This is a genomic window from Vibrio sp. Vb1980, assembly GCF_033338615.1.
GTDB lineage: Bacteria > Pseudomonadota > Gammaproteobacteria > Enterobacterales > Vibrionaceae > Vibrio > Vibrio alginolyticus.
The window spans coordinates 1-619 of record NZ_JAWOSZ010000109.1; the positions used below are offsets into that span (position 1 = coordinate 1).

1 protein-coding gene is annotated in these 619 nt (G+C 51.7%); it reads right to left on the reverse strand.

Annotated features, from left to right (window positions below; genetic code table 11):
• Positions 1 to 39 precede the first annotated feature (39 nt).
• Positions 40 to 619, reverse strand: a 580-nt coding sequence (locus R7F64_RS24015; protein ID WP_318072169.1) for a 50S ribosomal protein L23, incomplete at its 5' end; no start/stop codon positions are given.

The window sequence follows — 619 nt, forward strand, 5'->3', positions numbered from 1 at the left end:
AAAAAAGTATATATTTAGAATTAACCATCTGGACTCACTTTAGATGATCCCAATCTTGTTGGCAACATCTAGGGCATCATAATCAGGAGCCAAGCGAACATACGCCTTCTTCTCTCCGTCGGGCCTTATCAGGGTATTGACTTTGGCCACATCGATGTCATAGAGTTTCTTGACAGCCTGTTTGATCTGATGCTTATTGGCCTTGACATCCACAATGAACACAAGAGTGTTGTTGTCCTCTATTTTCTTCATGGCTGACTCCGTGGTCAGTGGGAATTTGATGATAGCATAGTGGTCAAGCTTGTTTCTCCTGGGTGCACTCTTTCGAGGATATTTTGGCTGCCTCCGGAGCCGCAGGGTCTTGGGCCGCCGGAAAGTGGGTGACGTTCGGATCTTCTTCTTTTTGTGACTGTGGACACCTTTCAGCACTGCCTTCTTAGCTTTCAAGGCCTTCGCTTTGGCTTCGGCTTTGGGAGGGGCAGGAGCTTCCTTCTTCGAGCTCCTGCCAGAGGACCCCAGGCTGGCCGAGGAGGACGAGGATGAGCAGTCAGAGGCAGCTGGAGACTGAGATCGCTCAGGTCCGTGGGCAGTCGGGGGCTGGGCTGTTGCAGCTGCCGGC